Origin of the sequence: Herbaspirillum sp. RTI4 (genome assembly GCF_034313965.1) — a bacterium.
Taxonomy (GTDB): Bacteria; Pseudomonadota; Gammaproteobacteria; order Burkholderiales; family Burkholderiaceae_D; genus Herbaspirillum.
Genome location: NZ_JAVIWQ010000002.1, coordinates 1,623,848 through 1,647,977, shown reverse-complemented (window position 1 = coordinate 1,647,977; position 24,130 = coordinate 1,623,848). Strand labels below are relative to the sequence as shown.

Sequence of the window (24,130 nt, the reverse complement as noted above, 5' to 3'; positions counted from 1 at the left end):
CTGATTAAGCTGCTGCGCAGCCCAGTTGCTTAATCAGAAGTTCCAACATGCGACCCTCACCATTTTTTTACGCGAACGTCCTTAGACCCACAATTCCCCCTGCACTCAAAAATATAAACGCCAAAAATATAAAAACCCTTTATCAGACCAGTCACCCCACCCCCGATTGACCCTTTTCAGGCGATGCCTACACTAGCGAGGATTCTTCTTTCACAGAATCCACCGCATGCTGCCCCCCATCAAAGACCTCGAACGCTGGATCTACAACCGCCAGCACAAACGCATCCTCACCCTCGATTTCCCCGATAACAACGGCCCCCAGAGCGGCCCCGAACGCTACCAGCGCGACGCTCTGTTCATCCCCAATCGCCTCGATGCCGACGAAGGCCTTTCCCGCGATTTCACCTACACCGTCGAAGTGCTGTCCGACGATCCGCGCATTCCTTTAACCGACGTGCTAGGCAAGCTGGTCACGCTCTCGCTGAAACGCAAAGACGGCAGCCTGCGTTACTTCAACGGCTACGTCTTTGAATTCGGCCTCGAGCGCTGCGAAGGCAACGTCGTCTTTTACCGCATGGTGCTCAAACCCTGGATGGCCTTCCTGCGCCAGCGCAAGAACAACGCCGTGTTTTGTCACCAGACCCTCAACGATCAGGCGATGGAAATTTTCCGTCACTACCCCTCCATCCGCTGCGACTATCGCTATGCGTTCCCGAGCGGCCACGCTTACCTCAAGCTCATGCACATGGGCTGTCAGTTCAACGAAACCGATGCCAATTATCTGCATCGCCGTTGGGAAGCGTTAGGTCTCAGTTATCGCTACGAACACACCGAGCGCGGCCACCAGCTCATGCTGTGTCACAACACCGCGCAGGAAGCCAATCCCATCGATGGTGGCACCCCCGACATCCGCTTCCACAGCGAAGACAACGACGCCGAACAGCACGAGGCCATCCACACCTGGCGCCCCGGGCGCATCATCTCTCCCGGCAGCCGCACCACCACCGCCTACAATTTCAAAACCGCGCATCTGCCCAGCCATCAAGCCTGGGCCACGAGCCCCAATGCGCAAGGCAACAACGTCCCCCAAATAGAAAGCCACGACTACGTCGGTGCCTACAGCCGCGAGCATAGTCAAAACGGTTACGGCGAAACGCAGGCGCGTTACCGCATGGATGAAACCGACGCGCAGGCCAAACAGCACCCGATGGCCGGCAACAACCGCTACGTCTCACCCGGCCGCTGGTTCCAGATGCGCAAACATCCGCGCCTGCGCGATCTGCTGGGCTTTGATGTCCGCGAAGAAAAACAACGCTTCCTCATCATCGACGTGCGTCACACCGTCACCAATAACTACCTGCAAGAAAACGAACCGGCCGACTACCGCAACACGCTCAACTGCATCCGCAAAAGCATCGTCTGGCGACCCGGCCCCGGCTACAGCAGCAACGACACCCGCATCCACGGCACGCAGACCGCACTGGTGGTCGGCTACGAGCAAGGCGAAATCGCCACCGACAAATACGGCCGTCTGCGCGTGCAATTTCACTGGGACTTGCTGGGCAAGAAAACCTCGCTCAGCTCGGCCTGGGTGCGCATGGCCACACCGTGGGCCGGCAACATGCACGGCCTGCACACGCTGCCGCGACCCGGGCAGGAAGTCGTCGTCACCTGGCTCGATGGCAACCCGGACCATCCGCTCATTCTCGGCAGCGTGCATAACGGCTGCAACCCGCCGCCCTGGAATTTACCGAGCGAGAAAGCGTTAATGGGCCTGCGCAGTCGCGAACTGATTCCCGGCAAAAGCAACTTCGGGAGTGGGCGCAGCAACCACCTTATTCTCGACGACACGCTCGAGCAAATTCAGGCGCAGCTCAAAAGCGATCATCAGCATAGTCAGCTTTCGCTGGGATTTATTACCCGCATCGAGGACAACTACGGAAGAAAGGACGCGCGCGGAGAAGGCTATGCGCTGGAAACCGAAGGCTCTGGCGCACTGCGTGCCGGCAAGGGTTTACTGCTCACGACGGACGGTCGCGCCCAAGCGGTCGGCGGCACGCTCAGTCGCGACGAACTGGTGCATTGCCTGGAACAAGCGCTCGAAATTGCCAGAGGACTCGGCAGTGCCGCCGTCACCCATCACGGCAGTCACCGTGACACCGCCCCGCAGCAGCACCTGAGCGCGGCCGTCGATGCGCTCGGCAAGGGCAGCGGCCCGGAAACCAGCTCCACCAGCACCGCTGCCGCCGGACAAGCGGTCATCGCCCTCAGTGCCGCCGCCGGCCTCGCCAGCGCCACGCCCAAAGACCAAACCCACTACGCCGGTCACAACATCGACACCGTTGCCGGCAACAACCAGCAGCACTACGCCATGGGCCACATCCTGCACACCGCCCGTGGCGATATCGAACAGCTCGCAGTCGAAGGCGATCTGCGCCAGATTGCGGGCAAGGGCAAAGTCACCGTGCAGGCGCAGCACAACAGCATGGAGCTGATTGCCGACAAGAGCCTCACGATTACCTCCGTGCAAGACGGCATCACCGTCAAAGCGGGTCAATACCTGATGCTGCAAGTCGGCAGCAGCTTCCTGCGCATGACACCGGAGGAAATCACCATCGATGCCAAATCGCTGATTTTACAAAGCAATGCGCCGCAGATTATTAAGGCCGTGGGGTCGGAGGTGGCAATGCCGACCTTCCCGGTCAGCGATGCGCAACGCCTGTTTACTCCGCACTTCAGCGGCGACAAAAGTGACGTAGCGCAAGACCACCAGTATCGGCTCGACGCAAATGACGGCACGCTATTACAAGGTGATACCGGCACAGAAGGGAGTACTGAACTGGCGCAAAAAGACACCATACACCACGCCAACATTGCATTCTGGAAGGACACCCCATGAGCACTCCCGAGAAAAAACGCGTCAACCTCGTGGTCAAAGGCTACGAAATGCAATGGCTACTGCCGGGCGGCGGCAGAGCCTACGTCCCTTTGACGCGGCCGACGGCTGGTATCGTCATTCTGGTCCACGGTGTCAATGATGTCGGCGAAGCCTATCCGTTTCAGGAGCAAGGTATCTGCAAGGGCCTCAACCAACGGATGTTTCGCGGCGACGACATGCAGCCGGCAAATTACACCTTGCCACCCGTTTTAAAAAAGGGCGAAACCTTCCGTCCGAAAGACATACACCCCGACCCCGACAAGGTGTGTTTCGCACGAGCAGCTGACAGCGTCAATTCGCCGGTGATTCCGTTTTACTGGGGGTTTCGGGAAGTGACCACGGAGTCCAGTAACAAAGCTAAACATGGTCAGCAGATTGATCGTTATGGCAACCGCCTCGACAAACGCTACGCCAAAAACGGCGGCCCGTTCGCCAACGCCACCACCACCCTTCCCGACATGTTCGGACCCGGGTTTAAGCGCAACATTAAAATTAAGCTGGTTGACCCCAAAGACCCGACGCACAACCTATGCAGCGCCCCGCCGCGCAATTACATGGTGTTGGCGGCGCAAAGACTGGCAAGTCTGATCCGCATCATCCGTAAAAAATCACCCCACGAACCGATCAACATCGTCGCCCACAGTCAGGGCTGTCTGGTAAGTCTACTGGCGCACGCCATACTGGCCAAAGAAGGCAAGGAGGTTAAAGCTGACACCTTGATCATGAACAACCCACCCTACAGCGATGTCGACACCCTCCTGGAAGAAGTCATGATCGGCAGTCGGCAGCAAACCCCGACCGGGCGCGAAGAAACCTTGCGCGCGCTGATTCACTACATCACGACCAATCCCGCCAACACGCCTCCCTTCGCCAATCTAAAAAAGATCAAAGGCGGCATTACCGGGCCGAAATGGGAGCACAACCTCAACAAAGAGCGCGACAACCGTGGCAAGGTTTATCTCTATTTCAGTCCGGACGATGAGACCGTCAGCATGTGGGCAATCCAGGGCATAGGCGCCCGCGGCGTCTATAACGACTTACTCGAACGACTCGGAGGACGTTTTTATCAGCGCGCTTTTGCCTCCCGGAAGGAGCGCCAGGTCAATGCCGTTCCAGTGGGAAGTCCGCCCTCTCAACGGAATCAACCGAATATTCGCACCATTAACGGCGAAGAACTACCGGAACCCTTCTTCCCGGAAATGGGCCCGTCAAGCTTAACGCTCACCCCCATCGACGCCGCCATTGCCACTACCAGCCCTTACAGCGGAGAGGGGAAAGAAGGCATGCTCCCCGGTGAAACGCCAGAACAAGCACAGGTACGCTGGATGCGCGAAAGCGAGAAAAACTCCTATCACTCCAGCATCGTCAGCAACCCTATGCATTCAGAAAAAGCCACGGCCTACGACTTATGTCTGGGCCTGAGCGACATCATGAAAGACGGTGACCTGACCTGGATTGATTTCTTGCGGGCGGTGGCGGATTGGCGGACGAATTGGTTTGGCAAGGACAATGCAAGAAATAAAAAGAAGGACCCTTCTTACCCACCACCGCCACCGGAATTGGTCACATTATTGAAAGATGCCAGCCAAATTGATCCCGCAGAGCGCGCCATTATTAAAGGCAATTACGATTACTACTGCATCAATGGCAAACATCCCGGCACGCTGCCGCAATTCACGATGGATTGCACGGTAGAAAGCCTGGCTCCGTATATCGATTCGGACACCATAGCCAAACCGAAACCGCGTCTACGGGATCAGGATTTAGGTGCTTACGACGAAAGGCGGCCTGAGAGGAAGCGGCCGCCAGTCCAGCTTCCCCACCGTTAGCAATGCATAACGCGATATGAAAAAACACCTCCCGTTCCGGCGCAAAAGCTGCGCCATTCTGGCAGGCATGGCGCTGATGACGTTCGCACATGCCCAATCCCCTTTACCCTCTGAAAATACTAGAACTACCATGAAAAAACCTGCCGCAGAGAAGGCTCCTTTGATTGATTCCCTGGAAATCGTCGGCGTCGGCGTCAGCCTGGAAACGTGGCGTAACCATCCGTATTACCCGGACAATAATCTGTGGAACGCTGTTGAGCAAAGCAACGGCCGCTACATCATTTCGCAGGATCCTTTGCAATACCCTAAAGATTTCCGTGCCTTACAAATGATGGGCGCGAAACGCAGAGAAGACACCGTGGAAGCCGCGATGCGCGAATTCATGGATCGTTATCCCCTCCCTATTTCAGTAGTGGGGCCTTGGGATCCAGAGGCCCATGATGCAAAAGGCAGCGAAACCGTACGGGAAGCCAATGCGGATAGCTTTGTTGTGACGAAAGACGACGCCCACTATAAAGAGCGTGGCGAATTCGCCGGTCTGTTGTTTCAAAGCGGGCAGGTCATCAATTCCTATCTGCACGACAATCCCGATAAATTGTTCAATACGGTATTTAAGACCTTCGACCACTACGGCGACTTGCCCGCAATGGGTATCGCCTCCAAAGACGGGATGATTGAGCGAGTGGCGCATTGGTATTACACCGATAAACCCACATTTGAAAAAATGATAGATCCCGCCTACCACCCCAAGCAGTCTCGTATCTACAGCGACAGCATGACTTTCCTCACCCTGGTCCGGCGCGGCCGCATCGACTGGCTGCGCTCTTTTGCGCCGCTGGTCAAAGACACGATGGTGTTAAAAATTTTCAGCAAAGGCGATACTCCCGCCCGCAACTGGTCCGAATTTGCCGGTTGGAAACGCCCACCGCCGCAGCCCTTTGTTCCTACCCCCTACATTGCGACACCGTGGACGGAGTTTCAGATCGACCAGTTCGACCATCTGGAAAACCGCGGCACCTTGCACCGGCCACAGGTGATTTCCTATCTGGACGAACATCGCAAACCGGTCAAAGCCGCAGAACGACAAAGCCGCACCGAAGCCGCCTTGCGCGCCGCGCTGGCTCCGCTCGGCGGCAAAATGCCCGCCCGTATCTTTTATGATTACGGCAGCGTCTGGGAAGACCGCACCAGCTACACGCGCTATCTGCCCTTCGTGCAAAGCGTGCACAACATCGATGAAGAATTCGATTTATTCGACCGCAAAAAATCCTTCGATCTGGCGCAAATTCTGGGCGATACCGGCGCGGGCAGCCCCTTCGTTGCGGTCGCGTTAGCCAGCATGGCAGCCATGCAATCGGGCGGGGCGACTTTAATCGCCAACCTGCGCCGCAATGATGGCGCGACATTCATTCTCGTCACGCCACCCAGCGCGGAGCAAGTCAAAAAAGATGCGGACATCGACCGTCCCTTCTGGCCGAGAGAAAAAATGTATCCAGTCAAAATCGAGAACAGGTACTGATCATGAGTCATTCCATTTGTTGTGAAGGCGACGCCACCACCCATGGCGGCAAAGTGACGCAAGTCAGTGGAAATTTTCCTGTCGACGGCAAACGCGCTGCGCGGATTGGCGACTGGGTCAGTTGTCCACGGCACGGCGACAATCAGATTGTGGAAGGCGGCGGCCCGTTTATGGAAGATGGCATTCCCTTTGCGCTGGATGGCTGCCGTACCCAATGCGGCAGCGCCGTCATCGCGACTGCCAGGACCAAGGTTTCTGTCTGATCAAAGGGAAGGACAATACGCCACACCCTATTGCCAGATTGACCTTCTTTTTATTTTTTATTTAATTTCCCATGACACGCATCGCAAAAACTACTGACGTGCCGGACGATGACCTCGACGGTTTGTTGAATGTGCCGCTAGGCGCTGAAAATGTCCCCCACGTCGGCCCTGCTGGCGTTCCGGCATTGCCGGTGATGAACCTCACCCTCCAGGAAAGGATCGTCGAGCATCCATATTTTCAGCCCATCCTGGTAGGGTCGGCGTTCGCCTGTGTGATGGTCGTGATTTTTATCGCGCTCTACTTCTGGCCAAAAAAACATAGCTCTCGCAAGTTGTTGCCAACAACTCAGGCGAAGAAAAAAGATAAGGGAAGGGACTGATTTTGGAGAGTCGAATTCTGATGCGTCGACCTGGGGCAATTCAGATTTTGAAAAATTGCTTTACCGCTGACAGCGTTGACATTCGAAATGACTTCCAAGTACAGATTTCTTGAAAATCAGACTCATCACGCCAAAAATCTGACCGACCGGAAAATACTGAGGCAATGTAATACGCGGGACAGATTCAAAGGAAGGAGCCAGGTCTAGTGGAGTACGACAAACACCCTCCTCCTGAAACGCCTGAAATTACGTCGCGTAGGGTCTTTGCTTACGGTTTCTTGTCGGCATCTGCGACATCACTGTTTTTCGCCGTACGGCTGAGTCTGTCGCTTTTTTTCGACTGGCTGTCATCGACCGCTTTTTCATTGCTGGCCTCGCGCGCCCGGCTGCGGTCTTCACTACCCGATTTGTCGCTCTTGCTGAAAGCAGCACTGTCCCTGACGTAGCCGCCAGTTTTTGGTTTATCTTCCTTGTCCTTGCTGACAGAAGCGCTGTCCCTGACGTAACCGCCAGTCTTGGGTTTGTCGTCCTTGCTGTCTTTGGAAGAGCGGTCGTTTTTCGATTTATCGTCCTTGCTCTTGTCATCTTTGGCCGCAGCGTCCTTGTCGGCAGGCTTATCGCCTTCCTCCATCTTCGGCGGAGGGACAACGGCAAACACGGTCTGAATATTTTTGGACGCCATGTATTCGTGCATTTCCTTCCAGCCGGCGAAGATACCCGCCTTGGTCGAGTCAGGATTGCGCTGATAGCAATCTTCCAGCGTTTGCCCCGAATGCCGACAACCAGCGCCCAGCGCAATGCCTTCGGCACGCTCCTGTTCGGGCGTCATTTTGGGTTTGTTGAAATTATTGATGAAATCGCAAGCGCTCAGGCTCAACACGCACGTCAGTAATGCCGCAGCCGACAAACTGCGGCGCAGGCCAGATGAAATTTGTGACATGTAATCCTCGCTCAACGATGGTGTAACCGATTGCTCCGGCGGCTGCCTGGAGCACGCTGCTTGCTGTGTTACAGCCCGGATGCAACACACCCGGCAGTGCCGGGTGTGTTCATTGCTACTTTACTTGTTTTTATCTACTGCCGTGTTACTTGTTTGCGCACTTATTTACATACTTACTTAGCGGCAACCAGAGCCACGGTCGTATCCAGCATGCGGTTGGAGAAACCCCATTCATTGTCGTACCAGGAAGAGACTTTCACCAGACGACCGGAGACTTTGGTCAGCGTCGAGTCAAAGTTGGACGAGGCAGGATTGTGATTGAAATCGACCGACACCAGCAGTTCGGTGTTGTAGGTCAGGATGTCTTTCAGTGCGCCGCTTTCGGAAGCCTCTTTCATGATCGCATTGACTTCTTCCACCGTCGTATCACGCGCGGCGATAAACGACAGATCGACCAGCGATACATTGATGGTCGGAACGCGGATAGCGAAGCCATCGAGCTTGCCGTTCAGTTCCGGCAGCACCAGACCAACAGCGGCTGCCGCACCGGTCTTGGCGGGAATCATCGATTGCGTGGCCGAACGCGCCCGGCGCAGATCTTCGTGATACACGTCGGTCAGAACCTGATCGTTGGTATAGGAATGGATGGTGGTCATCAAACCATTGACCACGCCGATTTTGTCATTCAGAGGCTGAACCAGCGGTGCCAGGCAGTTAGTGGTGCAGGACGCATTGGAAATGACCACATCCGACGCTTTCAATACCTTGTGATTGACGCCAAACACGACCGTCGCATCAACATCCTTGCCGCCCGGTGCGGAAATGATCACTTTTTTAGCGCCGCCCTTGATATGCGCGCTGGCCTTTTCCTTGGTGGTGAAGAAGCCGGTGCATTCCAGCACCACATCCACACCCAGCTCGCCCCATGGCAATTCGGCTGGATTGCGTTGCGCCAGCACCTTGATGCGATCGCCGTTGACGACAATGAAATCGCCATCGACCGTGACCGTGCCGGGAAACTTGCCGTGCGCGGTATCGTACTGGGTCAGATGGGCATTGGTCTTAGGATCGCCGAGATCGTTGATCGCCACGATCTGAATGTCGTGCTTTTTACCGCCTTCGTAGTGAGCACGCAGGATGTTGCGGCCGATACGGCCATAGCCATTGATGGCGACGCGAATTGTCATATTTTCTCCAGGGGATGATTAAAAATAAGTAACGAATGCATTTTCGCCCATCCTGCCCGCTCAGGCGAGTCGCGTACGGCCCGATTTGCGGGCAGGATGGCCTGTTCCGGCTTTACTGCGCCAGTACCATTTTGGCCTTGGACACCACATTTTCCACGGTGAAACCGAAGTGCTTGAACAGGACGCTGGCCGGAGCCGACTCGCCGAAGCTGTCGATGCCCACCACGTCGCCTTCCAGTCCGACATATTTGTACCAGAAGGAAGTGACCCCGGCTTCGATCGCCACCCGCGGCACGCCGTACAGCAAGACGCTGGCTTTGTAGGCGGCGTCTTCACGGTCGAAGGCATCGGTACAAGGCATCGACACCACACGCACGGCAATGCCTTCCTTGGTCAGCGCGGCAGCAGCAGCGACGGCCAGTTCGACTTCGGAACCGGTGGCAATCAGGATCACACGGGCGTCCTTGGCGTCTTGCAGCACATAACCGCCGCGTCGGATAGCGTCGATCTGCTCCGGGCTACGTTCCTGATAAGGCAGGTTCTGGCGCGAGAAAATCAGCGTGCTAGGACCATCATTGCGCTTGACTGCCTGCTCCCAGGCAATCGCGGATTCGACGGTGTCGCACGGACGCCAGTTGTCCAGATGTGGAATCAGACGCAGGCTCGATACCTGTTCGACCGATTGATGCGTCGGACCGTCTTCGCCCAGACCGATGGAATCATGGGTAAACACGAACAGCGAACGCAGCTTCATCAACGCTGCCATGCGCAAGGCATTGCGGCTGTAATCGGAGAAGGTCAGGAAAGTGGCGCCGAAAGGAATGTAGCCGCCATGCAGCGCAACGCCGTTCATGATCGCGCTCATGCCGAATTCGCGCACACCGTAATTGATGTGATTGCCCCACTGATCGGCGCGCACGGCGACCGATTCTTTCCAGTTCGTCAGATTGGAACCGGTCAGGTCGGCGGAACCGCCCAGAAATTCCGGCAAGGCCTGCGCATAGGCCTCAATGGCGTTCTGGCTGGCTTTGCGGGTGGCGATGTTTTCTTTTTTCTCGACGCAGCTGGCGAGATACGCCGCTACCGTCTGATCGAAACCGGCCGGCAACTCGCCTTTCAAGCGACGCAGCAACTCGGCGGCCTCGACGGGAAATTCAGCGCGATACGTGGCAAACAGCGCATTCCAGTCATTTTCCAGACGCTGGCCTTGCTCCTTGGCGTCCCATGCTTCGTAAATATCTGCCGGGATTTCAAACGGCGCAGCCGTCCAGCCAAGCGCAGCGCGTACCGCGGCGATTTCTTTGTCGCCCAAAGCAGCGCCATGCACCTTGTCAGTGCCTTGCAGATTTGGCGAGCCCTTGCCGATGACGGTCTTGCAGCAGATCAGGGTCGGCTTGTCGGCCAGTTTGGCCTGATGAATTGCCGCGTTGACCGCTTCCGTATTGTGACCGTCCACGCCGGCAATCACATTCCAGCCATAGGCAGCGAAACGCTGTGGCGTATTGTCGAGGAACCAGCCTTCAACGCGGCCATCGATGGAAATGCCATTGTCGTCGTACAGCACGATCAGTTTGGACAAACGCAAGGTCCCGGCCAGCGAGCAGGCTTCGTGCGAAATGCCTTCCATCAGGCAACCGTCGCCCACGAAGGCATAAGTGAAATGATCGACCACGGCCAGTTCAGGGCGATTGAATTCGGCGGCCAGCAGTTTTTCTGCCAGCGCCATGCCGACCGCATTGGCAAGTCCCTGTCCGAGCGGGCCGGTGGTGGTTTCCACGCCGGGCGTGACATGCACTTCCGGGTGACCAGCGGTTTTGGAATGCAACTGGCGGAACTGGCGCAAATCGTCCATCGTCAGGTCGTAACCGGTCAGATGCAGCAGCGCGTAGTGCAGCATGGAACCGTGTCCATTGGAGAGCAGGAAACGATCGCGATTGACCCAGCCCGGATTGCCCGGATTGTGGCGGTAGTGCTTGGCCCAGAGCGCCACAGCAATATCTGCCATGCCCATCGGCATGCCGGGATGTCCCGAATTCGCTTGTTGTACTGCGTCCATTGCCAGCACGCGGATCGCGTTGGCCATTTTGTCGGTCGGGAGAGTGGAAGTCATGTCGATGTCAAAGAGGGCGGTAGAAAAACTGGGTGCTTAGCCTTTGAATGCGTTGAAAGCGATAAAAGCGCCCCGGTTCGCCAGCTTTGCCAGAACCAACTATTTTACCAGAGCGTCAGGCTAGCCTTTAAAATCGGCATTGGTCGCCACCTCCGGCGACGCCTCTCCTGAATGGAATCGCATGCCGCGCTTTTACTGCCCCTGCCCGCTGACCGTAGGCGCGACTCTGTCGCTGCCGGAACATCTGGCGCATCACGTACAAGTCCTGCGCCTGCAACCGGGGGCCACGCTGACGCTGTTCAATGGCGAAGGCGGCGAATATACCGCGAGCCTGACCAGCGTGGAACGCAAGCGGGCAGAAGTCGACATCAAGTTGTTCTCCCCCCATGAAGTGGAATTGCCTTACGCCCTGACGCTGGCGCAAGCCTTGCCGGAAGGCAGCAAGATGGAGTGGATTATTGAGAAGGCAGTCGAACTGGGCGCAGCCGTGATCCAGCCGCTGGCGGCGCAACGCTGCGTGGTGCGACTGGCCGGCGATCGCGCTGAAAAAAAACGCGCGCACTGGCAAGCCGTGGTCAGCGCTGCGGCCGAGCAATGCGGCCGCAACCGTTTGGCAGCAGTTGCCGCGCCCCTGGACTTCAATCGCTGGATCACCCAGCAAGACTTGCATAAACGCATCCTGCTCTCGCCGCGCGGCACGCAATCGCTCTCGGACTGGGCGCGCCATCATCCGCCACAAGCACTGAGTCTGCTCATTGGCCCCGAAGGCGGCTTCACCGATACCGAAGAAAACCTGGCCTGCGAACAAGGTGCCTTGATGCTGACCATGGGCGCCCGCGTGCTGCGCACCGAAACTGCCGGGCTGAGCGCGCTGGCTGCCCTCAATGCCATCTGGGGCGAAATGTAAAAAAACAGGCGATCCCCGCAAAGTAAAACCCCTCGCAGACAATCGGACACAAATCACCGCGCTTGCCTTGTCTTGCTCCCGTTTTGGCGGCAGGCAAGCGTCCGACCGGGCATCCGCAGGAAAACAGGGGCTCCCTGCTATAATCGAACGCTTTTCCAACCAGTTCACTCTCCCCCATTTTCATGAAGGTATTTCGCGGACTTCCCAATGCCGAATCGCGTGCGCCCTGCGCTCTGACGATAGGCAACTTCGATGGCGTCCACTGCGGCCACCAGGCGCTGCTGGCGCGAGTGCGTCATGCCGCGTCCGAGCTGGAGCTGGAGGCCGCCGTCATGACCTTCGAGCCGCATCCGCGTGAATTTTTCGCCATGCAGGCCGGCCGGCCCGATCAGGCACCGCCACGCATCGCCGGGCTGCGCGACAAGCTCGATTCGCTCACCCGGGCCGGTGTCGACCGCGTCGTGGTCGAGCATTTCAATCACCGTTTTGCTTCGCTGACGCCACAGCAATTCATCGAAGACATTCTGGTGAAAGGGCTGCACGCCCGCTGGCTGATGGTGGGCGAGGATTTCTGCTTTGGTTCGCGCCGCAGCGGAAACATTGCCACCCTGACCGAGGCCGGAAAACACTATGGCTTCCAGGTCGAAACCATGCCGACCATTACCCATGAGGGCTTGCGCGTATCGTCCTCGGCCGTGCGCAGCGCGCTGGCTCAAGGTGATTTCACGCAGGCGCAATCGCTGCTGGGACATACCTACCGTATCTCCGGGCATGTCATCCACGGCCAGAAGCTGGGTCGTACGCTCGGTTTCCCTACGCTCAATATGCACATCGGCCACCACCGGCCAGCGCTGTCCGGCATCTTCGTGGTGCAGGTTCACGGTCTGGCTGAGCAGCCGCTGCCCGCCGTCGCCAGTCTGGGAATACGCCCGACAGTCGACGCCAGCGGTCGCGTGCTACTGGAAACCCACCTCCTCGATTACAGCGGAGACTGCTACGGCAAACTGCTGCAAATCGAATTCCTCGAAAAACTGCGCGACGAGGAAAAATACGACGATCTGCCCACCCTGACCGCCGCCATTGCCAATGACGTCGTCTGCGCGCGCGCCTGGTTCGCAGAGGCAGGCCGGCACGACCACGCCGCCATTTCCGCCACCGATCGAATTTGAAGCCTCTCGGCTTCTTCCTTTGCTTTTTTCTTTGCTTTTTCCTTTTTTCTTGCCAGCCGCTCACGGCGGCTCATTGCAACCTTAAAGAAATCCCTTATAGAAATCCCCCATGTCAGAACAGCCAAAAAAACCCGCCAATAACACCAAGCAACCCAGCCGCTATCCGGTCAACATGACCGAAACCCCGTTCCCTATGCGCGGCGATCTCGCCAAGCGCGAACCGCAATGGGTGCAGCAATGGCAAAGCAAGAAAATCTACCAGCGCATCCGCAAAGCCTCGGCCGGTCGGCCCAAATTCATCCTGCACGACGGCCCGCCCTACGCCAACGGCGACATCCACATCGGTCACGCCGTCAACAAGATCCTGAAAGACATGATCGTCAAGGCGCGCAACATGGCGGGCTATGACGCCCACTATGTTCCGGGTTGGGATTGTCACGGCATGCCGATCGAAATCCAGATCGAAAAACTGTTCGGCAAAAACCTGCCGGTCGCCGAAGTCCATGCCAAGGCACGCGCCTACGCCAGCGAGCAGATCGAACGGCAAAAAGCCGATTTCATCCGTCTCGGCGTACTGGGCGAATGGGATAACCCTTACAAGACCATGAATTTTTCCAACGAAGCCGATGAGCTGCGCGCACTCGGCACGATTCTGGAAAAAGGCTATGTCTACCGCGGTCTGAAACCGGTGAACTGGTGCTTCGACTGCGGCTCCGCGCTGGCCGAGGCGGAAGTGGAATACCAGGACAAGCGCGACCCCGCCATCGACGTCGGCTTTGCCTTCGCCGAGCCGGAAAAAATCGCGGCCGCCTTCGGCCTGCCTGCTCTGCCTACCGGCAACGGCTACGTCGTCATCTGGACCACCACGCCCTGGACCATCCCGTCCAATCAGGCGCTGAACGTGCATCCCGAACTGGACTACGCGCTGGTCAGCACCGAGCGCAACGGTGTGGCCACGCTGCTGATCCTGGCCGTCGATCTGGTCGACGCCTCGCTGCAACGCTTCGGCCTGCAAGGCAACACTATCGCCGTCACCAAGGGCGAGTCGCTGGCCAACATTCGTTTCCGCCACCCGCTGGCCACGGCCGACGCCGGTTACGACCGCCTGTCCCCGATCTATCCGGGCGACTACGTCAGCGCCGAGAGCGGTACCGGCATCGTCCACTCCGCACCAGCCTATGGTCTGGAGGATTTCATCTCCTGCAAATCGCAGGGCATGCAAGACGACGACATCCTCAATCCGGTCATGGGCGATGGTCGCTTTGCCTCGTGGTTGCCGCTGTTTGCCGGCCTCACTATCTGGGAAGCCTCCAAGCCGATCTGCACCGCGCTGGAAGAAACCGGCGCGCTGTTCAAGCTGGTGATGTTTGAACACAGCTACATGCATTGCTGGCGTCATAAAACGCCGATCATCTACCGCGCCACCTCACAGTGGTTCGCCAGCATGGACAACACCCCGGCCGACGGCGGTGCCAGTCTGCGTCAGACCGCGCTGCAAGCGATCGAAAAAACCAAATTCTTCCCCGCCTGGGGCAAGGCCCGACTGCACGGCATGATCGTTAACCGGCCCGACTGGACGCTGTCGCGGCAGCGCCAATGGGGCGTGCCGATGGCGTTTTTCGTGCATAAGGAAAGCGGTGAATTGCATCCGCGCACACCAGAGCTGATCGAACAGATCGCTCAGCGCATCGAGCAGTCCGGCATCGAAGCCTGGCAAGCGCTCGACCCGCGCGAATTGCTGGGCGACGAGGCCGACCTCTATCAAAAGAACCGTGACACGCTGGATGTCTGGTTTGATTCCGGCTCGACACACCAGACGGTTCTGCGCGGCTCGCACAAGACGCAACTGCAATTCCCGGCCGACTTGTATCTGGAAGGTTCGGATCAGCATCGCGGCTGGTTCCACTCGTCGCTGCTGACCTCGTCCATGCTCAACCGCTGCGCGCCGTACAAGGCCCTGCTCACGCATGGTTTCGTGGTCGATGGCGAGGGCAAGAAAATGTCCAAGTCCAAGGGCAATGTGGTCGCGCCGCAAAAAATCTCCGACGCCATGGGCGCGGAAATCCTGCGGCTGTGGGTGGCGGCAACCGATTATTCGGGCGAACTGTCGATCTCGGATGAAATCCTCAAGCGCGTGGTGGAAAGCTATCGCCGCATCCGCAATACCCTGCGCTTTTTGCTGGCGAACACCTCCGATTTCAATCCGGCCACCGACAGCGTCGCCATCGCCGATCTGCTGGAAATCGATCGCCACGCCATCGCTGGCATGGCCGCGCTGCAAACACAGGTGCTGGCGCATTACGAGCAGTATGAATTCCATCCTGTGGTGGCGCGTCTGCAAATGTATTGTTCGGAAGAGCTGGGCGGGTTTTATCTCGACATCCTGAAAGACCGGCTCTACACCAGCGGCGTCAATTCGCAGGCACGACGTTCGGCGCAAACGGCGATCTGGCATCTGACTCAGGCGCTGCTGCGACTGATCGCGCCTATCCTGTCCTTCACCGCTGAAGAAGCCTGGGCCACCTTCGCCACACCGGCGCAGTTGGCCGCCAGCGACGAGACGATTTTCACGCAGGAGTACTACGTTCTGCCGGAAGTGTCCGATGCGGCCGCGCTGCTGGAGCGGTTTGCTGCCTTGCAAGCCATCCGCGCCGACGTGACCCGTCAGCTGGAAGAAGTGCGCACTGCCGGCGGCATTGGTTCCTCCTTGCAGGCCGAGGTAGAAATCAAAGCCAGCGGCGACAAGCTGGCGCTGCTGCAAAGTCTGGGCGACGATTTGAAATTCGTCCTCATCACTTCGGCGGCCACGGTCACACCGGTAGCCGATGCGACTGAGGAAGCGATTATCGTCACCCCTTCCACGCACGCCAAATGCGAACGCTGCTGGCACTATCGCGCTGACGTCAATGCCGACGCCGAACATCCCGGCCTCTGCGGGCGCTGTTCCAGCAATCTCTTTGGCAGCGGCGAAGCGCGTCGTTTTGCCTGAGTTTGTGTTTGCGTTTGCGCAAGTTTGTTCTAAAACCGGCCGCCGTCTGACATCAGCTTGATCGTGTCAGACAGCGGCTGATTCCTTCTTCTTTTCCGCACTTATTTTTGCATCTATGGCTACCAGAAAAACCATTTCCTCCGCGTCCAAGAAAAGTCTTCTTCCCTGGCTGGGCATTGCCGCCATCGTGCTGCTGCTCGATCAGCTCAGCAAGATCGCCATCACCCGCCTGTTCCACTACGGTGAAATCCGGCCGGTCACCGGCTTCTTCAATCTGGTGCTGGTGTATAACAAGGGGGCGGCATTCAGCTTCCTGGCCAGTGAATCCGGCTGGCAACGCCATGTGTTGACGGTCGTCGGTATCTGCGCGGCACTGTTTATTTTGTTCCTGCTCAAGCGCCATGCCGGACAGCGCATGTTTTGCTGGGCGCTGGCGCTGATACTGGGCGGCGCGCTGGGCAATGTCATCGACCGCATCGCCTACGGCCATGTCATCGATTTCCTCGACGTGTTTGTGGGCAACTGGCACTGGCCGGCGTTCAACCTGGCCGATAGCGCGATTTGCCTTGGCGCTGGATTATTCGTGCTGGATGAGTTGCGGCGGGTCAATAAGTAAGCAGCGAAGTAAGGAACAGCAAGTAACAAACAGCAAGTAAGGAACAGCAAGGTATCTTCTGCTTGCTCACCCCGTTTCTGGTTTGACGGCAACTCGGCGGCATCACTTCGGAGCGACGCATGGATCTGGCGGGTAAAAAAATTCTCTTGGGCTTGAGCGGCGGTATCGCCTGCTACAAGGCGGCGGAACTGACGCGGGCGCTGATCAAGGCCGGTGCGTCGGTGCAGGTGGTCATGACCGACGCCGCCACGCATTTCATCACGCCGGTCACAATGCAGGCCTTGTCGGGCCATCCCGTCCATACCGATCAGTGGGATGCGCGCATCGCCAACAACATGGCCCACATCGACCTCACACGCAGCATCGATGCCATCGTGATTGCACCTTGCTCGGCGGATTTCATGTTCAAGCTGGCGCATGGGGTGTGCGACGATCTGCTGTCAACGCTGTGTCTGGCGCGGCCAGCCGGCACACCGCTATTGATCGCGCCAGCGATGAATGTGGAAATGTGGCAAAACCCGGCTACCCGTCGCAACGCCGCGCTATTGCAGCAAGATGGCGTGGCGCTACTCGGACCCGGCTCCGGCGATCAGGCCTGCGGCGAAACCGGTCCGGGCCGGATGCGGGAACCGGCGCAATTGCTGGAAGCCGTGATTGCGTCCTTTCAACCCAAACTGCTGGCGGGAAAACGTCTGCTGCTGACCGCCGGGCCGACCTTTGAAGCCATCGATCCGGTGCGCGGCATCACGAATTTGTCCTCCGGAAAAATGGGCTATGCGCTGGCACGCGCAGCGCAACAGGCGGGTGCCGAGGTGACTCTGGTATCCGGCCCGACTGCGCTGGCGGTGCCCGATCATGTGCGCTGCATCCCGGTACAAACCGCGTTGCAAATGCATGCGGCGGTGATGGCGCATGTCGCCGGGCAGGATGTGTTCATCGCCGTGGCGGCAGTGGCGGACTGGCGGGTGGCGAACGCCAGCGCCACCAAACTCAAAAAGAATGACGCCGGCGATGCGCCGCAACTGCAATTTATTGCCAATCCCGACATCCTCGCGGAAGTGGCAGCACTGCCACAACGTCCCTATTGCGTCGGCTTCGCTGCTGAATCCGACCATCTGGAGCAGAACGGCGCGGCCAAACGGCTGAAAAAGAATGTGCCGCTGCTGGTCGGCAATATCGGCCCGGACACTTTCGGGCAGGATAACAATGCGCTGGTCCTGTTCGACGAACATGGCTACCTCAGTCTGCCGCCCGCCGACAAACACACACTGGCCCGCAAGCTGATTGCTGAAATCGCGCGCCGGCTGCATTAATCCTCATTTCACTTTATTTCTACCCATGAAAATCATTGACGTCAAAATTCTCAGTCCTCTGTTGCAAGGCCAATTGCCTGCTTACGCCACCCCCGGCAGCGCCGGTCTTGACCTGCGCGCCTGCATCGATGCGCCACTGACCATCGCGCCCGGCACGACCCACCTGATCCCGACCGGGCTGGCGATTCACCTGGCCGATCCGGCCTATGCCGCGATGATTCTGCCGCGCAGCGGACTGGGTCACAAACACGGCATCGTGCTGGGTAATCTGGTCGGACTGATCGACTCCGATTACCAGGGCGAACTGATGATCTCGACCTGGAACCGCGGCACGACCGAATTCGTGCTGCAACCACTGGACAGGCTGGCGCAACTGGTGATCGTGCCGGTGCTGCAAGTCGGCTTCAACGTGGTGGACGATTTTGACGCCAGCAGCCGCGGCATCGATGGTTTCGGCAGCACTGGCAAGTAAGCATTCAAGGAATCCAAGTAATCTAAGTAACCCCCGCCGGGCAGCGTTCAGTACGCACCGGACTCCCCCTTTTTTACGCCTGTTGCCAGGACATCAATCCTGGCATTTCCTTTTCATTTTGGAGAACTCAATGGCAGAAAAACACCCCGGCAAGCAGCCTCGCCGATTTTCCGGCAGGTATGCCGGCTTGTTGTTGCTCACGCTGCTCGGTGCCTGCGCCGGGCCGTCCGCACCGCCGCAATCGATCACGACCCCCTCCTCCGGCGCCTCCGCTTCCAGCGCAGCGATATCGAAAGACCAGGTCGCGCTGCGCACCTTGCTCGACCAGCAAAACCGACTGTATCGCGTTGCTGCGCCGCTGTTGGTCACCAACGCAGGCCTGTGCCGTGCTGGCGCGCGCAATCTGCTTGGATTTACGGCCAAAAATAAGTACTCGTTTCCGGCCGAACTGAGTAAGGCAGCAGAAAAAGCCGGTTTTGGTGAGCGATTGCAAGTCACCGGTGTATTGCCGGACAGTGGCGCGCAAAAAAGCGATGTGCAGGTCGGCGACCGACTGTTGGCCGTTGCCGATAAGTCCTTGCCGCCGGGACAGGACGCCGAACAACGCGCCGCCCAATTACTGGGCCCGCTGATGCTCAACGCCCGTAACGGCATCAAGCTGATGCTGGAACGAGGTACGGAACCGGTCTCCACCACGGTGCCGCTGACCCGGGCCTGCGCCTATAGCATCGAATTGGGCAATACCGATAACGTCAACAGCTACAGCGATGGCCGCCGCATACTGATCACGCAAGGCATGCTGGACTTCACCAAGACCGACGAGGAACTGGCCTTCGTCATCGCCAAGGAAATGGCGCATAGCTCGCTGGGTCATGTTCAACGTCAGAAAATGATGGCGATCGCCGGTGGCATTATCGACAACCTGACAAAAACCCGCCCCGATAGCACGACTCTTTCCGGCAGCCCGGCGCTACGCCCTTATCCGCAGGATATGGATGGAAACGCCGATACCCTCTCGCTCTATATGCTGGTACGGGCCGGTTATAAGATTGACGATGCGCCGGCTTTCTGGCGGCGACTGGCCACACGTTATCCGGCCAGTACGCCTAATTCCCACACCGCGCTGCATCCTTCCTTTGCTTCACGCATGACAGTGATGGAAAGAAGCCTGCGCACCATCAAGATGAAACAGGAAACCGGCAAACCTCTGGCGCCCTAGTCCATCTCCTCCACATCGAGGGAATACGGCGGGGCAGTAGCCCCATCCCGGCTCGTCTGGCCCGCCTCCTTCGCTTCGCTGAAATCGGTGACGCTCGCCCCAAGGCTCTCATCGCCCCTATCACCCTTGTCACCCCTATCACTCCCATCGCCAAAGATGTCGGGCCGGAGTTCAAACCGGCTGACCCTGCCCAGGGTGGCCGTTTCAATCGCCCGGCAGCGACAGGCTGGGGCGAATTGGCGCGATACCCATTGCTGTACAGCTTGCGGTGAAATGCCCAATGCTTTGGCCAGTTTCGACTGACCACCGACGAGGCGACATGCTTTTAGGATGGCGTTTTCCATAGAAAAGTTATCTTAAAGAAACATTTCCATTTTTACAATTATTTTTTTTGATGCGACTTACAAGCCCAGCTTGTACACTCGCCCGATGGAATTCAAACACAGATTAAAAGAACTGCTCAACGCCAAGGATGGCGGCAACATGACCCCTCTGGCGAGGTTCTGCGGTGTCACGCCGCAAGCAGTGCAGCAATGGGTCTCCAAAGGCACCACGCCACGCGTCCACAGAATTACGCAAATCGCGACTTATTTCGGCATTACTGAACAAGATCTGATCTATGGCGAAGCCGTTGCCGCCATGCTGTATGCGGCGATACCCGTGGCCAACCGGGTCAATCTGATCAGCTCGGAACCGGCCGAAGCAATCTACGAAACGGCAGGAGGCATCTCGGAGCGCCTGTTTGAAATCCCTTGCCGGGTCGCGCCCAACTCATGCGGCGGCAGCTCGCTGCCGAATGAGGGGAAGGAGCTGGGGGATACGGTACTCAAGGAGTTATCGTTTTTCCAGAAATATCGACTGGACCCCGAGAATGCCTTCGCCATCCTGGCCGACGGCAACGGCATGGCTGACTATATTATCGATGGCGACACCGTCATCTTCGATCATTCCTGCACCGAACCGCAAAGCGGGAAAATTTTCGTCATCGCCCATCCTGACGGTTTACGCATCAAGCAACTGCGACGCGAAATAGACGGCTCCTGGATATTGGAAAACAGAAATACAGACAAACACCGCTATCCCGACGAGCGTCTCGCCCCCGAACAGGGTGCCTTGCTCAAGATACACGGCCGGTTTGTTTATCGTCAGGGTGGCTAGAAACAAGTTTCCTGTATTTTTAGTACAAATAAATTTTGTAATGATTATTCTGGCTGATCGCCGTCATGCAGATGACTTGGCTGACGCGCTGATGCACTTACGCAATCGCCAATACGACTTTCAGCCAAAACCATTCTGGTCGGCAAGTACTGCGTCAGGCTGCCATTGCCCTACTTGAGCGGCAAGGCTGCTGCACAGTAGCCGGCAATCGCCTCCAGCACCGCATCGTCCTCGCCAATCGGCGCGACAATCGTGAATTCCAGCGTCGGATGCGCCTGACGGCACTCCTCCACAATCAACGGCAGGTCACGCCGCAGATGCCCACCCTGCCCGAGAAATACCGGGACCAGCGTCACACTCTGCACGCCCTCTGCCGCCAGCTGCGCCGCCAGTTGCGGCACGCCGGGCTCCATCAGCTCCAGAAACGCCAGCTCGACCCTGACCTGCGGCAAACGCGCCCGGGTACTCAGCAGCAAGCGCTGAAACGGCTCGGCCCAACGCGGATCGCGTGCGCCGTGGGCGAATAACACCAGTGCGGCGCTCAATGCCGCTCCGCCCAACGCAGCGTCCCTAATCCCAGCAGCAGAAACAGCAGACTGGGCACAATGGCCGTGAGGAAGGGCGGCCAGGTATTGAGCAGGCCGAGATGCGAAAACAAACTATTGATTAATTGAAACATGACGCCGATCATAATGCCCGTAAAAATTTTCAGACTCACTCCGCCTGCGCGGAAATGCATGTACGCGAAGGGCAAAGCCAGCGCCAGCATCACAAAGATCGACAGGGGGTAAACGACTTTCTTCCAGAAAGCGATTTCGTAACGGTCAGTGCGCTGATTATTCGCCGCCAGATGCTTGGTATAGGCGCGCAGGTCATACGCCGACATGCGGTCTGGATTGGCAAACACGACCGACAGAATTTCCGGCGTCACTTCCGACACCAGGGTGCGCGTAGCCACCGTAGTAATCGAAATCGGTGCCGTAATATCGAGCGCTTTCGCCTGCACGCTGCCGGACTTATCGCTTGGCTTATCTCCTTGCTTGTCTCCTGGCTTATTGCCGAAGTGCGCTTCGGTCACCTCCGACAACTGCCAGAGGTGATTTCCCAGATACTCGCCCCGTTTGGCCGTCACCGTCATCGCCAGATGGAAATCATTATCCAGCTCATACATCTTGACGCCTTCCAGACTACCGTCCGGCTGCATTTTCCGTATATTCAAAAAGCGCGAACCGATCACATCGCCGGTCAAGCCCTGCGTCCGGATCACATCCTTGGCCCACAGACCGGAGCGAAATTCTTGCGACACCGCACTGCCCTGCGCCTGCAACTTGAGTCTTTCCGCCCACTCCGCCGCTTTGGGCGCAATGAATTCACCGAAGAGAATCGTCAGCAGCGCAAAGATCACACCAATTCTGACCAGCATCCCGGCCGCCTGCACCGTCGACAGACTCGACACCCGCATGATCGTGAATTCCGAGCGTGCCGCAAATTGCGCCAGCGTATAGATCGTGCCGATCAAGACCGCGATCGGCATCAGGTCATACGCCGTCGCCGGCAAACCCATCACCACATACAACAAGGCACGTTGCAAGGTATAGCCGTTGCGGCCCACCGATTCGAGCTCCCCGATCAAATCGAAAAACGAGAACAGCGCCATAAAGGCAATCAGCGCGAACGAGACCGAACGCACGATTTCGGTAACAAAATATTTTTGCAGAACTTTCATGTCGCCCTCTGGCTTCGGAGGCCGGTGGAATTACTCAGCGCAGGCGCTTGCAGAAAAAAGGGAATCAATCCGGTAAATAAGGTCAATGCAGTCAATGCAGTCAATGCAGCCAATGCATCCACGCTGGCCGACGCCATCAGCCGCCCCCTCATTGGCGCAACAGCACAGCGCGGCGCAGCACCAGCCAGAAAACGAGCGGATGATAGCGGCTGTTGACGTTAAGCCGCCACAGGAACAGCAAGCCGGTCAGCAACAATATCGCCAGATGGATAGGCCACCAGCCCATCATGAAACTCAGACGACCTTGCGCTACCGTGGCCTGCAAAAAACTCACCATGTTGCTATACGTGACAAACAGCAGCAAGGCAATCAGCAAACCGATGGAACGACCCGCACGCGGATTGACGAACGACAGCGGAATCGCCAGCAGCATCAGCAGCAGCGCCATCAGCGGCAGCGACACGCGCCACATCAGTTCGGCCAGATTGTAATTCGTCGGTTTTTGCAGCAGCCCCAAGGTCGACAGCTCGCGCGCCGATTTATCGCCAGCCGCAGTTTGCGAGGTATTGCCGACCAGAATCCCATAGCGCTGGAATTCGATCATCTGAAAATTCGCCTGATCCGGCATACCGTCATAACGCCGGCCCTTCTCCATGACGACGAATTTCTGACCGTATTGATCGGTCTGCATTTCACCTTCGCGCGCCACCACAATGTTGCTCTTGCCGTCTTCTCTGACGGTATTGATGAAAATATTTTTCACCTTGGTGGCGTCACCGGAAAAACCTTCGACGAAAAAGATGCGGTTGGCGCTGGCGGATTCCTGAAATTTTCCGGGAGAGACACGGGCGATATCGTCGCGTTTTTCAAAGCGCGCGCGGAATTCGGCGCTCTTCTGATTGGCCCACGGCGTCGCCACAAAACTCAGCACCACGGTCAACACAATGATAGGCCAGCCGAAGCGCAATATTGGCGCGACCCAGCGCGTCAGGCTCATGCCGGACGCAAACCAGACCACCATTTCGGAATCCTGATAGCTGCGGGTCACGACCAGCAACACGGAAATGAAACCGGTCAGAATCAAAATCACCGGCAAATAATTGAGCGCCTGAAAACCGATCAGCGCCAGGACATCGCCCGAATTGATCTGGCCTCCGGCGGCCTGGCCCAGAATCTTGACCAGCATCACGGTGATCGTAATAGTGAAAAGCGTGGTGAAAACGGCACCGGCGGTGCTCACCAGTTCGCGTCTGAGTGCGCGCTGAAAAATCATTCGAGGCTTATAATCGAGAGGTTAACAATCCTGAGGCGCAGACAACGGCGGCAAACGCGTCGTCGGGCACGGTCGGCACCCGCGCATTGAGTCATGACTTGATTATTGACTCAATGCCGCAA

General features: G+C 57.6%; 20 protein-coding genes. 13 read left to right on the top strand and 7 right to left on the bottom strand.

What is annotated here, in order from left to right; translation table 11 throughout:
• Positions 1-226 precede the first annotated feature (226 nt).
• From RGU70_RS07565 to RGU70_RS07545, 5 genes are all read left to right on the top strand, one after another.
• Positions 227-2,899, top strand: coding sequence for a type VI secretion system Vgr family protein (locus tag RGU70_RS07565; protein WP_322208781.1), 2,673 nt, complete (start codon positions 227-229; stop codon positions 2,897-2,899).
• Positions 2,896-4,767: an effector protein Tle3 domain-containing protein gene (locus RGU70_RS07560; RefSeq protein WP_322208780.1), complete on the top strand. Its 1,872-nt coding sequence runs from the start codon at positions 2,896-2,898 to the stop codon at positions 4,765-4,767. Before RGU70_RS07565 ends, RGU70_RS07560 begins: the two co-directional genes overlap by 4 nt.
• Positions 4,768-4,783: 16 nt before the next feature.
• Positions 4,784-6,286 (top strand): type VI lipase adapter Tla3 domain-containing protein, encoded by a 1,503-nt coding sequence (locus tag RGU70_RS07555; protein ID WP_322208779.1) that lies wholly within the window; start codon positions 4,784-4,786, stop codon positions 6,284-6,286.
• 2 nt (positions 6,287-6,288) lie between these two features.
• Positions 6,289-6,549 carry a PAAR domain-containing protein gene (locus RGU70_RS07550; RefSeq protein ID WP_322208778.1) on the top strand — a complete coding sequence of 87 codons (261 nt, stop codon included), beginning with the start codon at positions 6,289-6,291 and terminating at the stop codon, positions 6,547-6,549.
• A gap of 71 nt (positions 6,550-6,620) precedes the next feature.
• Positions 6,621-6,929, top strand: coding sequence for a hypothetical protein (locus RGU70_RS07545; RefSeq protein ID WP_322208777.1), 309 nt, complete (start codon positions 6,621-6,623; stop codon positions 6,927-6,929).
• Between the two features lie 268 nt (positions 6,930-7,197).
• Here the strand turns inward: RGU70_RS07545 and RGU70_RS07540 are convergent, their stop codons facing one another.
• The 3 genes from RGU70_RS07540 to tkt form a co-directional block, all read right to left on the bottom strand.
• Positions 7,198-7,869 carry a hypothetical protein gene (locus tag RGU70_RS07540; RefSeq protein WP_322208776.1) on the bottom strand — a complete coding sequence of 224 codons (672 nt, stop codon included), beginning with the start codon at positions 7,867-7,869 and terminating at the stop codon, positions 7,198-7,200.
• 173 nt (positions 7,870-8,042) lie between these two features.
• On the bottom strand, positions 8,043-9,056 hold the full coding sequence (gene gap, locus RGU70_RS07535; RefSeq protein ID WP_322208775.1) for a type I glyceraldehyde-3-phosphate dehydrogenase: 1,014 nt from the start codon (positions 9,054-9,056) through the stop codon (positions 8,043-8,045).
• 112 nt (positions 9,057-9,168) lie between these two features.
• The gene (gene tkt, locus RGU70_RS07530) at positions 9,169-11,166 is read right to left on the bottom strand and encodes a transketolase (RefSeq protein ID WP_322208774.1); all 1,998 of its coding nucleotides are present in this window, start codon (positions 11,164-11,166) and stop codon (positions 9,169-9,171) included.
• A gap of 181 nt (positions 11,167-11,347) precedes the next feature.
• On the opposite strand from tkt, the gene RGU70_RS07525 reads away from it, so the two are divergent.
• From RGU70_RS07525 to RGU70_RS07495, 7 genes are all read left to right on the top strand, one after another.
• Positions 11,348-12,073 carry a 16S rRNA (uracil(1498)-N(3))-methyltransferase gene (locus tag RGU70_RS07525; protein ID WP_322208773.1) on the top strand — a complete coding sequence of 242 codons (726 nt, stop codon included), beginning with the start codon at positions 11,348-11,350 and terminating at the stop codon, positions 12,071-12,073.
• A 182-nt stretch (positions 12,074-12,255) separates the two neighbouring features.
• A complete protein-coding gene (locus RGU70_RS07520) occupies positions 12,256-13,242 on the top strand; it encodes a bifunctional riboflavin kinase/FAD synthetase (protein ID WP_322208772.1) in 987 nt (328 codons plus the stop codon).
• 109 nt (positions 13,243-13,351) lie between these two features.
• Positions 13,352-16,231, top strand: a complete 2,880-nt coding sequence (ileS, locus tag RGU70_RS07515; RefSeq protein WP_322208771.1) for an isoleucine--tRNA ligase — start codon at positions 13,352-13,354, stop codon at positions 16,229-16,231.
• A gap of 115 nt (positions 16,232-16,346) precedes the next feature.
• Positions 16,347-16,847: a signal peptidase II gene (gene lspA, locus RGU70_RS07510; protein ID WP_322208770.1), complete on the top strand. Its 501-nt coding sequence runs from the start codon at positions 16,347-16,349 to the stop codon at positions 16,845-16,847.
• 119 nt (positions 16,848-16,966) lie between these two features.
• Complete coding sequence (gene coaBC, locus RGU70_RS07505) at positions 16,967-18,160, top strand: bifunctional phosphopantothenoylcysteine decarboxylase/phosphopantothenate--cysteine ligase CoaBC (protein WP_322208769.1); 1,194 nt, start codon at positions 16,967-16,969, stop codon at positions 18,158-18,160.
• A 25-nt stretch (positions 18,161-18,185) separates the two neighbouring features.
• Positions 18,186-18,632 (top strand): dUTP diphosphatase, encoded by a 447-nt coding sequence (gene dut / locus RGU70_RS07500; RefSeq protein ID WP_322208768.1) that lies wholly within the window; start codon positions 18,186-18,188, stop codon positions 18,630-18,632.
• A 130-nt stretch (positions 18,633-18,762) separates the two neighbouring features.
• Positions 18,763-19,851, top strand: a complete 1,089-nt coding sequence (locus RGU70_RS07495; RefSeq protein WP_322208767.1) for a M48 family metalloprotease — start codon at positions 18,763-18,765, stop codon at positions 19,849-19,851.
• On the opposite strand, the gene RGU70_RS07490 is transcribed toward RGU70_RS07495, so the two are convergent.
• Entirely contained in the window at positions 19,848-20,195 is a 348-nt protein-coding gene (locus RGU70_RS07490) for a helix-turn-helix domain-containing protein (protein ID WP_322208766.1), read from the bottom strand. The genes RGU70_RS07495 and RGU70_RS07490 overlap by 4 nt on opposite strands.
• Positions 20,196-20,280: 85 nt before the next feature.
• Here RGU70_RS07490 and RGU70_RS07485 point away from each other — a divergent pair, with 85 nt between their 5' ends.
• On the top strand, positions 20,281-21,009 hold the full coding sequence (locus RGU70_RS07485) for a LexA family transcriptional regulator (protein WP_322208765.1): 729 nt from the start codon (positions 20,281-20,283) through the stop codon (positions 21,007-21,009).
• Between the two features lie 170 nt (positions 21,010-21,179).
• Here the strand turns inward: RGU70_RS07485 and RGU70_RS07480 are convergent, their stop codons facing one another.
• The 3 genes from RGU70_RS07480 to lptF form a co-directional block, all read right to left on the bottom strand.
• Positions 21,180-21,554, bottom strand: a complete 375-nt coding sequence (locus tag RGU70_RS07480; RefSeq protein ID WP_322208764.1) for a CbiX/SirB N-terminal domain-containing protein — start codon at positions 21,552-21,554, stop codon at positions 21,180-21,182.
• Positions 21,551-22,735, bottom strand: coding sequence for an LPS export ABC transporter permease LptG (gene lptG / locus RGU70_RS07475; protein ID WP_322208763.1), 1,185 nt, complete (start codon positions 22,733-22,735; stop codon positions 21,551-21,553). Before lptG ends, RGU70_RS07480 begins: the two co-directional genes overlap by 4 nt.
• A gap of 148 nt (positions 22,736-22,883) precedes the next feature.
• Entirely contained in the window at positions 22,884-24,008 is a 1,125-nt protein-coding gene (gene lptF / locus RGU70_RS07470; protein WP_322208762.1) for an LPS export ABC transporter permease LptF, read from the bottom strand.
• Positions 24,009-24,130 lie beyond the last annotated feature (122 nt).

Coding starts and splice junctions, on each gene's coding strand:
- dut (WP_322208768.1), top strand. CDS start 18,186: ATGAAAATCATTGACGTCAAAATTCTCAGTCCTCTGTTGCAAGGCCAA.
- RGU70_RS07485 (WP_322208765.1), top strand. CDS start 20,281: ATGGAATTCAAACACAGATTAAAAGAACTGCTCAACGCCAAGGATGGC.
- ileS (WP_322208771.1), top strand. CDS start 13,352: ATGTCAGAACAGCCAAAAAAACCCGCCAATAACACCAAGCAACCCAGC.
- lptG (WP_322208763.1), bottom strand. CDS start 22,735: ATGAAAGTTCTGCAAAAATATTTTGTTACCGAAATCGTGCGTTCGGTC.
- RGU70_RS07540 (WP_322208776.1), bottom strand. CDS start 7,869: ATGTCACAAATTTCATCTGGCCTGCGCCGCAGTTTGTCGGCTGCGGCA.
- RGU70_RS07560 (WP_322208780.1), top strand. CDS start 2,896: ATGAGCACTCCCGAGAAAAAACGCGTCAACCTCGTGGTCAAAGGCTAC.
- tkt (WP_322208774.1), bottom strand. CDS start 11,166: ATGACTTCCACTCTCCCGACCGACAAAATGGCCAACGCGATCCGCGTG.
- lptF (WP_322208762.1), bottom strand. CDS start 24,008: ATGATTTTTCAGCGCGCACTCAGACGCGAACTGGTGAGCACCGCCGGT.
- RGU70_RS07550 (WP_322208778.1), top strand. CDS start 6,289: ATGAGTCATTCCATTTGTTGTGAAGGCGACGCCACCACCCATGGCGGC.
- RGU70_RS07545 (WP_322208777.1), top strand. CDS start 6,621: ATGACACGCATCGCAAAAACTACTGACGTGCCGGACGATGACCTCGAC.
- gap (WP_322208775.1), bottom strand. CDS start 9,056: ATGACAATTCGCGTCGCCATCAATGGCTATGGCCGTATCGGCCGCAAC.
- RGU70_RS07495 (WP_322208767.1), top strand. CDS start 18,763: ATGGCAGAAAAACACCCCGGCAAGCAGCCTCGCCGATTTTCCGGCAGG.
- RGU70_RS07490 (WP_322208766.1), bottom strand. CDS start 20,195: ATGGAAAACGCCATCCTAAAAGCATGTCGCCTCGTCGGTGGTCAGTCG.
- RGU70_RS07525 (WP_322208773.1), top strand. CDS start 11,348: ATGCCGCGCTTTTACTGCCCCTGCCCGCTGACCGTAGGCGCGACTCTG.
- RGU70_RS07565 (WP_322208781.1), top strand. CDS start 227: ATGCTGCCCCCCATCAAAGACCTCGAACGCTGGATCTACAACCGCCAG.
- coaBC (WP_322208769.1), top strand. CDS start 16,967: ATGGATCTGGCGGGTAAAAAAATTCTCTTGGGCTTGAGCGGCGGTATC.
- RGU70_RS07520 (WP_322208772.1), top strand. CDS start 12,256: ATGAAGGTATTTCGCGGACTTCCCAATGCCGAATCGCGTGCGCCCTGC.
- lspA (WP_322208770.1), top strand. CDS start 16,347: ATGGCTACCAGAAAAACCATTTCCTCCGCGTCCAAGAAAAGTCTTCTT.
- RGU70_RS07555 (WP_322208779.1), top strand. CDS start 4,784: ATGAAAAAACACCTCCCGTTCCGGCGCAAAAGCTGCGCCATTCTGGCA.